Origin of the sequence: Actinospica durhamensis (assembly GCF_018139695.1) — a bacterium.
Lineage (GTDB): Bacteria > Actinomycetota > Actinomycetes > Streptomycetales > Catenulisporaceae > Actinospica > Actinospica durhamensis.
This window is the reverse complement of record NZ_JAGSOG010000619.1, coordinates 1-950: the sequence shown is the minus strand read 5'-3', so window position 1 is coordinate 950 and position 950 is coordinate 1. Positions and strand designations below refer to the sequence as shown.

Genomic DNA, 950 nt, shown 5'->3' with positions numbered 1-950 from the left:
CTCCCGCTCCGTCCCCGCTCCACAAACGCAGCGTGGCACCACCGATACGGGCTCACCACGCGCACCTCAGCAGGGGACAAAACCAGCCGAGTGGAGTCCACAAACTCCCTCATCACCCCCATCAACCCCGGAAATTCGCCCCGATTCGCCCGCCCCCGGGGGTTGCCACCGGCGCGAAGCTCAGGCACAGTCAAGTCACGGGCCGGTCACGCCCCCGACAGCCGTCATTTCCCCAATCCCGGTAGCCCGGTTCACCCTTGGGAGACGCTTTCATGTCGATGCACCACTCGGATCAGACCCACCGCAACCTCCTCGCCCGCATCCCGCAGGTCACCGGTCGCGCCCTCGCCGACTGGATCCGCGAAGTCGATGCCGGCCCCGGCCTCGCCCGCTTCGAGGACCGCGTCAACTGGCTGCGGTACGAGTTCAACCTCCCGCATGGCTACGCCAGCGCCATCGTCCACGAGCACGACCTGCAAAAGGCCGCCCGAGCCTTCGCATAGCACCCCGCCGAGCCGGTACGCTGTCCCGACGCACCCCCATGCGCCCGGATGGTGGAACGGCAGACACAAGGAGCTTAAACCTCCCAGGCCGCAAGGCCGTGCGGGTTCGAATCCCGCTCCGGGCACCTGCCCCGACCTGCGGTTTCTAGCTCAACTTGTGTACATCTCCAAGATCCAGCGCCGATCCTAGTCTCTGTTTCAGTCTCCGTTTTGGATGCTGGGGTCTCAGTTTTCCGTGTCGTCGTCGGCCCCTGCGTCATCGTCCGGGGTGTCCCAGAGCGCGCGGCTCATCCGCTCCGCGGCTTCCTTCGCGAGCCGACTCGTCACGTGCTCTGGCGGAGTCAGGTATCGGAACTCTCGGAATGGGTCGGCTCAGGCCGGTTCGGGGCCCGTGAACTGGACCAGGATGAGCCATGCCTCGTCTGGGATCTGGATGTAGCCCGCCTG

Annotated in this window: 1 protein-coding gene and 1 tRNA gene; both read left to right on the top strand. The window is 66.0% G+C overall.

Going from position 1 to position 950, the window contains the following annotated elements; all coding sequences use genetic code 11:
• Positions 1–272 precede the first annotated feature (272 nt).
• A complete protein-coding gene (locus KDL01_RS41400; RefSeq protein WP_212534190.1) occupies positions 273–503 on the top strand; it encodes a DUF4287 domain-containing protein in 231 nt (76 codons plus the stop codon).
• Between the two features lie 42 nt (positions 504–545).
• Positions 546–628 (top strand) — tRNA-Leu (locus tag KDL01_RS41395).
• The last annotated feature ends 322 nt before the right edge of the window (positions 629–950 follow it).